Raw genomic sequence first — 8,448 nt, 5'->3', positions numbered from 1 at the left:
TCGTACCAATCCTTGACCCCACGCGGTTTGTCCAAACGAAGCTTACCAGCAACAATTTTGGCTCGATCAGTCTTAAAACTGTTTTTGGAACGCTTCTTCGACTTAAACCGCGGCTGAGCGTGGTTAGGCATCTGGGGGTTGAAATAGTTCTGCCACCCTTTAGCCAAATCGTTGACGGCTAGTTGCAGTACCCGCGCCGATTGCTCAAATTGCCAATCCTGTTTGTTATTGACCAGTTCATCGCGCACCTTGCGTTCATTTGGCCGCAGTGACTTGTCTGCCATAACAACAGACTCATCGTACATCTCGTTCCAAAACTCGAGCGCTTGGTTGTAACAATAGCGCCGATAGCTAAACAAATTCTGCAAAGCTAACTGCATCGCCGCGTTAGGATACATTTTGATTTTGTGTGTCTTAATCATTCAATTCACCGCTACTGGTTGAAAGATTGGACTACTTCAGTTCTTTGTCGTTTTCGATTTTGCTTTCATATTTACGCAAACCGCGTATACGGCAGCTGAAATCGTGAATAATACTGATTAAGTCTTGCGTCATTTCTTCTTGAGGCGATAAATCTGGGTTGTTTAGCACCACAATTCGGGTGTTGAACTTATTGGCTAATTGTTCAAACCAGTCGTAGCCGAAACGAACAAAACGGTCCTTATAAGTGATATACACAGTATCGACATTGTTTGCCATAATCTGGTCCAATAGTTCGTTCCAGTGCTTACGCTTATAGTTCAACCCACTACCAACATCCGTAATCACATCATCCAGGATTACGCCCTTACCATTGGCATACTGGCGTAAAAAATCAACTTGATTCTTTAAGTCATCTTTCTGCCCAGCATTTGAGACCCGCGCATAGGCCACTACTTTGTGGCCATTTTTCGTAGTTTCGCCAATGTAGGTGCGATACTGTTCTTCGGTATAGTACCGTCTGTTTTTAGGATTACGAAAAGCTGGCAAGGTGCCATCTTTGTCCCATTTCTGCAAAGTTTTGACCGTCACACCAATGCGTGCGGCCATTTCGTTTGGTTTGAGCATGAGGGTACCTCCCACTGAATTATTGTACTCTCATTATACCTTGCTGTTACACTTTATTCTACATTTACAATTACAGTTTCAATCCTCCTTGACGTACTGATGGGAACAGTATATCATAATCACGTTGCTTAAAACATGTAATTAATGACATGTACGGAAATGCAGGAGGACAACATAATGGCAAACTTGAACCACATGGACAAGCACTTTGAAACGCTTGATGATTTTCTTGGCACCCACTTCATCTACACCTACGATAACGGCTGGGAATACGAATGGTACGCGAAGAACGACCACACCGTCGACTACCGGATCCACGGCGGCATGGTTGCCGGCCGCTGGGTAACCGACCAGGAAGCACACATCACCATGCTCACCGCCGGCATCTACAAGATTGCCTGGACCGAGCCAACCGGGACCGACGTGGCGCTCGACTTCGTGCCTAACGAACACCGCCTGAATGGGACCATCTTCTTCCCTAAGTGGGTCCAAGAACACCCAGAAATCACTGTTACTTACCAAAACGACCACATCGACCGCATGATTGAGGCCCGCGAAAAGTACGAAACCTACCCAAAGCTCGTCGTGCCTGAATTCGCCAACATCACCTACATTGGTGACGCCGGTCAAAACAACGACCAGGTTATTGCCAAGGAACCATACGCCGGCATGCCAGACGACATCCGCAGTGGTAAGTTCTACGACGAAAACTACAAGATGATTAAGGGCTAATCTGCACCCACAGCACCACTGACACAAACTACTACGTAAAATCCCCGCCATGAATCAGGCCCACAGCCCGGTTCATGACGGGGATTTTTGACGTTGTGCAAGATTGTTCCGGTGCACACGACTAACCGCAGAAAATCAGCACAAAGCAGACTAAGACGTGCGCTTTAAATTTTTTATCCGGTAATTAACGCGATGCAACTTTAGCCCCCCACCGCTGCCATCATCGCATCAATAAACACCCGGGCCGCGGGCGATAGTTGCCGTGCCTTGGGCCAAATTAGACTAGCGTAACCCACCAATTCGGGGGCCAGGGGCACGAAACGCAAGTTAGTCCCAGTGGTGTTGATAATCCCGTCAAGGCAAATCGCGCTGCCCACGCCCGCGCTGACCATAATCGAAGCGTTATACAGCAGGTTATAAGTCGCGACGACCTGCAACTGAGCGTTACTAGACCCCAGCCAACCACGTAACCGCTCAACGCTGCCATGCTGACGGGTCATGATTACCGGCTGTTTTTGCAAGTCGTGCACAGTTACGGCCTCTAGCTGGGCCAACGGGGAATCATCTCTGACCAAGACGCCCCAGCTACTGGTACCCGGCAAATTGATAAAGTCATAATCCGTCTTATCTGTGGGTTCCAGCACCACCCCAAAGTCGAAGAAGCCTGCCGCCATGCGTGCATGCACGTCATCGGCGTCGGTACTGTAAATATTGGCCACCACTTTTGGCGCGGTCTGCCGCATGTGCGTGATTGCCGCCACCACGCTGGCCATCATCGGTAGCTCCGCACTGCCAATCATGATGTTGCCGCTAACGTCGTGGGTGTGCTGCACGTTGGCCACCGTCTTGTCTGCAAGCTCAATAATCTGCCGGGCTTGACTAGCAAAATATTCACCCGCCCGTGTCAACGTGATCGAGCGTTGACCGCGTTCAAATAAAGTCACACCTAGCTCAGTCTCCAAATCGCTGAGTTGCCGCGAAATGGTCGGCTGCGACACGTGAAGCTTCTCCGCCGCTCGAGAAATGTTCCGCTCTGCAACGACCATCAGAAAATACCGCAACACACGTAACTCCAATGCGTTCGCCTCCATACGTTTTAGCTATATTTTATCATTTAGCATAGGCATTAGACAGACCGGCAAACCGCCATTAAGATAATCAGTGTCAACAAGAAGGAGGTTTTGTCGTGACCAAACCACTAGCAGAATTAATTAATGCCGGTCCTGTCAGTTGGAGCGGTGCGCTACCAGCACAGGTGGATGCCATTGTTGCCCAAACCAGTCAGTTACTCGTTGACTTTAACCAGACCAATACTGGCGCCCGGCGCAGGGAACTTCTGACCCAAATCATGGGCAACAGCATACCCGCAAGTGCCAACATCAACCCACCATTTCAGACTGACTTCGGACCACACACAACCATCGGCGAACACGTCTTTATCAATCGCGACTGCTTCTTCGTCGACCTCGGCGGTATCACCATCGAGGATCATGTGTTGCTCGGTCCCCGCACAATGCTCATCTCTGTTGGCCACCGCGAAGACCCGGCGCATCGCCGCGACTTGGTCCTGAAATCCGTCCACATCAAAGCAGGCGCCTGGTTAGGGGCCAACGTGACGGTGAATCCTGGCGTGACGATTGGCGAAAATGCCATTGTCGGTGCAGGCGCCGTCGTCACCAAGGACGTCCCGGCTAATACTGTGGTCGCAGGCGTGCCCGCGAAGATTCTACGTTCCATTCATCAAAATTAGGAGGAATTAACCATGATTGAAAACAAAGTCGTTGTTATTACCGGTGCTTCCAGTGGTATCGGCGCCGAAACCGCCAAACTGCTCGCCAGCCACGGCGCCAAGGTCGTACTCGGCGCCCGCCGCGAGGACAAGCTCCAAGCATTGACTGCTGCTATTAACAACGCTGGCGGTCAGGCCGCCTTTCGCGTCACGGACGTCACCAAACCCGAAGACAACCAAGCACTCGTGCAGTTTGCGCAGGACACGTTTGGCGGTATCGACGTCATGTTCCTAAACGCCGGCCTGATGCCAAACTCGCCACTATCCGCACTGAAGGTTGATGAATGGAACAGTATCGTCGACGTTAACCTCAAGGGCGTGCTCAACGGTATCGCCGCGGCGCTACCAATTTTCAAGGCGCAAAAGTCCGGGCACTTCATCGCCACCAGTTCCGTTGCCGGCCTGAAAGCCTACCCTGGTGGTGCCGTTTATGGCGCAACTAAGTGGGCAGTTCGAGACCTGATGGAAGTTCTGCGCATGGAATCCGCTCAAGAAGGCAGTAACATTCGCACCGCGACAATCTACCCAGCTGCCATCAAAACTGAGCTCTTGCGCACAATCACTGACCAGGGTGTGGCCGCCGACATGAAGGAAACCTACGACACCTACGAAATCACTGCTGATCGTATCGCTAAGGTGGTCGAATTCGCCATCGACATGCCGGAAGACACCAACGTCAACGAATTCACCGTTGGCCCGACCAACCAGCCGTGGTAGGTTAACTCACTAATTAAACTGCTTCTTCATAAGCACAACAAACCTTCTTGGGTAAACAAACCTTAAATATCTGCTTGCCCACCCAAGAAGGAATTTAGTCAACGCATTGTGTCCACGGTACAAATAGAGATACCCCTGTCTAAACAAGCAGCCAATTGATGCTGCCACTTAGGCAGGGGTATTTTATCCGACCGGTGAATGCAAATTGATTCCACAAAGGCCCACTCGGTTCGCTAACGGTAAAACTGGCGACAATAAACACTAAGCGGCATGACCACGAAGTTTGCACACAACCATACTGTCGAGGAAACCGAATCACACCTTAAGCTATTCAACTATCCACTCAGCCCGAATCTCCCTAATACTTCCCGTCCTGGCTGAACAGGTAATACACGAGCATCCCCGCGCCGAGCACCGCACACACCCCGCCGACAATCGGGACGACTTTACCAAACTGCGTTACCATCATGATGATTGCGCCGCCCACGAAGAGGAAGCCGCCTGCCTGTAAATTTTTCATTGTGGTACCCCTTTCAGGTTTGTGGCTTAAGTGTAGCATGTTACTGGCAGGCTGTGCGAGTCCATGAAACAACCGCAGCTCGCTAAGATTGAGCGGATGGACTCAATGCCGACGCTCGGAACATTGAGCCGTTACGCTGCAGGGCTGGGGTTGCAGCTAAAATTAATCGCTACCGTTTAATCGTCTTGGCGGCGCAACATGAAAGCACTAGCCAGTTCTTCTTGCACAGTGACCCGAAGATGATTAAGGCGCTGGCATCGCGGCTGCTGCACGTTTAACTAACGCCACTCAGACTGCGGCCAACGAGCAGGTTACCCCACTTCGGTAATCCACACAAACAAAGACGCACCCCACTCCAGACATTACTGTCCCAGATGGGGTGCGTTTGGCGTACCAGTCACTACTTGTGCGCCGCTAGAACTCCGCGACGACATTTCCGTTTGCAACCAACCGCAACTGGTCTCAATCTTTGTACTAATGTCCCTGTTTACGCCAGTGGCCACGGTGCCGGCAGCTGTGGTGCCAGTCCCCGCCGGGCCAGAATCCAATCGTCGCCGTACCACATCTCGGTCCCCTGACGATTGGCGGCAAAGTCCCAGAAGTTGTTGTGGCGTAGATCTGCAGAGCCTCTGCCTTCTGTTCATCGCTTACCGCCATCACACAAATCCTCCGTCTGTTCCATCGTCCTTGTCGTTAACCAGCGCGCTCACAATCCCAGTAGTCACACTGATTCGGGGTGAATAACGCGGTACGCCAATTGGATGCGGCTGGCGCTAGAATACCTGCGACAATTAAAGGCACGGCGTGTACTTAGTAGCCAAATGCCGCTTAGTACATGGCGTGCCTTCTATTTGTACATCCATAATCGCCTGAAGCCGCCTGTGTAGGCACTCACCACGCTAATGATAATTGTACGAAATGACTTCCCACTCGTCTAAAACATCGGACACAGCTTCCAGATAACCGTCAGCATTGACCCGATACATTGGTTCCCAATCCGCCTGATACTTATTCGCGCCTTCACCAATGAACTTCTCGAACACCACCGCGTACCCATCAACATTCCCCTGCTTCAGTTGGTAGTCACTATCAGCGTAATCATCACTACCAGTCTTGATGATGGCGCGAACCCAGTGCTCCAACTGGGCTGAGGTTAAATTGTGCTGATCAACGGCTTGGCTGCTAGCAGGCTCAGTGCCGTCGTCCGCACGTCCCTTGGCGGCGTTGTTCGCCCGTGCCACCATCTTCTTATCGAGAACTTCCTTCACATCTGAAATTTGCTGAAGCTCCCAGGTAATCGTGGCGCCAGTATTGTCGGTGGACGTCCATTGCTTCGTCTCGAGCCTGCCGTTAACGATGGTGTACGGGATGCGCCAATCGCGCAAGTGAATGTAACCATTGGCAGCGTAATAATGCTCATCTGTCGGGTAAACGTACATACTACTCGTCCCAGTACGCACAATGTTACTAGACTTGAAGTAACCCTCGAAAAACGAATCATGGACAGTATTCTGTGGTGCGCGATTCTCGTCCATCGCCTTGTCCACATCTTCACCATTGTACAAAACTGGGCTAGCACTGAATTCCAGTCCGACCAGCGACTGCGACTTGCTGGATGATGAGCTCGCTTCTTTGGCGCTCGAGTGACTGGCCTTGCTAGGCTGCACCTTTGCCGATTTTTTACTCGAGTGGCTCTTGCTGACCTTCTTGCTCGACCGCACCTTTTCCGTCGCACTTGTTGCTTGCCCAGGGTCCTTGTGCCGCAGCGTCACCACGCTAACGACCACTACCACCACAATCAGCGCGGCCACCATCGCAACAATCCATGCACGCTTGTGCTTGCCCAGCCCGTGCCTTAGTTCCGCTCGATTTGGCATATGCTTTCCTCCATAATATCTGCTCTTGCACTCTAGTATGCGCGTGAATTATGCGCCGTGGGATGCAGGATGAACGAAGAATATTTACGGGAAGTGGCGAAAAATTACGCGAATTACCGGTCAGTCTCTGCTCAGATATACCGTACAAGTTCGCTGCGGCGCACGCTTCCTCTTGCCGATTGCTTCCTAGTAGCCCTTGTCAGCCTGGAGCTTAGCCGCGTAACCGTCAACCTCCTGCTTCTGGGCTGGCGTGCTGTAATAGTTCTTTTCCAGCCAGCTTAACTCGGTTGTTTTGACGACTGTCGGTGACTCGGCCACCGACTTGCCCTGGGACGCATCAACGTACTTGTAGGTGAGAATGTTGCCATCGACCGAGTAAAAGACGACACTGGTTGGATCACCATGAGCAGAAATATAGTTGTCCCCGGCCGCAATCTTGCCGTCGCCCTGCTTAACGACGCCATACCACAGGAATGAGTCGATGTAAGTCTTTAACCATTCAGGGTCGTGGTACAGCAGTAACAAAATCCCCGCAGTTTTGGCATCCACGGCCGTGGTCGTGCTGCGCGGAGTGGCAACTTGCGGCGTTTTCCCGGCAACAACTTGGGCAAACCCCTTCTGCAATTCTGCGTCGTCACTTGGCTTAAAGTACAGCCAGTTATTCGGGTTACCCTCGTTTTGCATCGTCACTAGCACTTCCGGCTTGCCACGGTGCAGAGTGAATAGATAAACGTGCTGGTCGAAAAATGCCGCGGTGGCTGCATCCGAGTAAATGGCGACCACAGCATAATCGGCCGTCGTCTTACCGTTAGTCGACAGGGTGTAACTAATCTTGTCATTGCCAATCGCCGGTGCCATCTTATTGAAATCAGTGGGCACTTTTAAGCCATAGAAATCAACCGGGTGACTCTGGGTGTACTCCACGTTTTGTTGCCCCGATTTCTTATCCCAGCCCTGCATAAAGTTAGCCAAAGCCTTGGCCTTGGCAGGTGACCAAGGCTGGGCAGCCTTCTTGGCCTTCGCCTTTGCCTTCGCTGCAGCTTTCTTCGCTTTCGCCGCAGATTCTTTGGTTGCCTTCACTGCGGCCTTTTTCGAACTCGTGACACTCGACGACTTGCTGCTGCTCTTGGAATTACCGCACCCACCGACAATCACGAGCAGCGCGGCAATGCCGATGACCACTAGATGACGAATACTCTTCTTCATGACCCCAACCTCCAATTTTACAAACCTTCGCCAAAATAATAACGCTAATGAAGCTGACGAATCCATGTCTGTAAATAAAAGTTAGCGCTATCAATTATAAAAATCAAGCGTGTGATTCACCTGCATTAAAAAATTATCCTGCGAAAATAATCGCATTTTCACAGGCAGCTGTGACCTTTTAAAATGTTAATATATGGGTAAACAGACAAATGTGACACCAATGACAAGCACAAATAATCCCAGAAATATCGAGGTAAAATTATGAAACAAGTTAACTCCAAAATCTTCCGTAACCACATTGAAAAGTACATGCACGAACTAAACAACGGTACCGATGCAATCTGTATCATCCCTGATAAGCGCAACCGTCGTACCAAACGCCTCGGCCTGAAGCCAGTCGTCGCAATTAGCGAGAAGAGTGCGCAAAAACTGGAGAAATCATGATTAAAGCCAATTAAAAAGCCGCCATAAATACGATAATTATGCGATAATCCCTTTGTGGTTGTCAGATGAAATATCATAATTCATCTGACAATTATGGAGGGATTTTTGTATGCCCA

General features: G+C 50.7%; 10 protein-coding genes and 1 pseudogene. 5 read left to right on the top strand and 6 right to left on the bottom strand.

From position 1 onward, the window contains the following. Both EKN00_RS10585 and EKN00_RS10580 read right to left on the bottom strand, forming a co-directional pair. On the bottom strand, positions 1 to 422 hold a 422-nt coding region (locus EKN00_RS10585; protein ID WP_164848121.1), incomplete at its 3' end, for a helix-turn-helix domain-containing protein. A 31-nt stretch (positions 423 to 453) separates the two neighbouring features. Further along, entirely contained in the window at positions 454 to 1,047 is a 594-nt protein-coding gene (locus EKN00_RS10580) for an IS607 family transposase (protein WP_127850210.1), read from the bottom strand. 195 nt (positions 1,048 to 1,242) lie between these two features. Here EKN00_RS10580 and EKN00_RS10575 point away from each other — a divergent pair, with 195 nt between their 5' ends. After that, positions 1,243 to 1,779 (top strand): phenolic acid decarboxylase, encoded by a 537-nt coding sequence (locus EKN00_RS10575; protein WP_127850212.1) that lies wholly within the window; start codon positions 1,243 to 1,245, stop codon positions 1,777 to 1,779. Positions 1,780 to 1,979: 200 nt separating this feature from the next. Here EKN00_RS10575 and EKN00_RS10570 read toward each other — a convergent pair whose 3' ends face one another. Beyond that, a complete protein-coding gene (locus EKN00_RS10570; protein ID WP_127850209.1) occupies positions 1,980 to 2,855 on the bottom strand; it encodes a LysR family transcriptional regulator in 876 nt (291 codons plus the stop codon). 110 nt (positions 2,856 to 2,965) lie between these two features. Here EKN00_RS10570 and EKN00_RS10565 point away from each other — a divergent pair, with 110 nt between their 5' ends. Together EKN00_RS10565 and EKN00_RS10560 are read left to right on the top strand one after the other, a co-directional pair. Next, a complete protein-coding gene (locus tag EKN00_RS10565; protein WP_241559498.1) occupies positions 2,966 to 3,529 on the top strand; it encodes a sugar O-acetyltransferase in 564 nt (187 codons plus the stop codon). 12 nt (positions 3,530 to 3,541) lie between these two features. Beyond that, on the top strand, positions 3,542 to 4,285 hold the full coding sequence (locus EKN00_RS10560) for an SDR family oxidoreductase (RefSeq protein ID WP_127850208.1): 744 nt from the start codon (positions 3,542 to 3,544) through the stop codon (positions 4,283 to 4,285). Between the two features lie 358 nt (positions 4,286 to 4,643). On the opposite strand, the gene EKN00_RS10925 is transcribed toward EKN00_RS10560, so the two are convergent. Further along, entirely contained in the window at positions 4,644 to 4,805 is a 162-nt protein-coding gene (locus EKN00_RS10925; RefSeq protein WP_164848120.1) for a hypothetical protein, read from the bottom strand. 63 nt (positions 4,806 to 4,868) lie between these two features. On the opposite strand from EKN00_RS10925, the pseudogene EKN00_RS11065 reads away from it, so the two are divergent. Further along, a pseudogene (locus EKN00_RS11065) lies at positions 4,869 to 4,985 on the top strand (helix-turn-helix domain-containing protein); the annotation flags it as partial. Between the two features lie 719 nt (positions 4,986 to 5,704). Here the strand turns inward: EKN00_RS11065 and EKN00_RS10550 are convergent. After that, positions 5,705 to 6,682 carry a hypothetical protein gene (locus EKN00_RS10550; RefSeq protein WP_127850207.1) on the bottom strand — a complete coding sequence of 326 codons (978 nt, stop codon included), beginning with the start codon at positions 6,680 to 6,682 and terminating at the stop codon, positions 5,705 to 5,707. Between the two features lie 186 nt (positions 6,683 to 6,868). Next, positions 6,869 to 7,888 carry an Lreu_0056 family protein gene (locus EKN00_RS10545; protein ID WP_127850206.1) on the bottom strand — a complete coding sequence of 340 codons (1,020 nt, stop codon included), beginning with the start codon at positions 7,886 to 7,888 and terminating at the stop codon, positions 6,869 to 6,871. A 261-nt stretch (positions 7,889 to 8,149) separates the two neighbouring features. Between EKN00_RS10545 and EKN00_RS10540 the strand changes: the two genes are divergently transcribed. Then, a complete protein-coding gene (locus EKN00_RS10540) occupies positions 8,150 to 8,332 on the top strand; it encodes a hypothetical protein (protein ID WP_127850205.1) in 183 nt (60 codons plus the stop codon). The last annotated feature ends 116 nt before the right edge of the window (positions 8,333 to 8,448 follow it).

The organism is Lacticaseibacillus hulanensis, assembly GCF_004010095.1.
Lineage (GTDB): Bacteria > Bacillota > Bacilli > Lactobacillales > Lactobacillaceae > Lacticaseibacillus > Lacticaseibacillus hulanensis.
The sequence above is the reverse complement of the archived record's forward strand: the minus strand, read 5'-3'. Positions and strand labels throughout refer to the sequence as shown.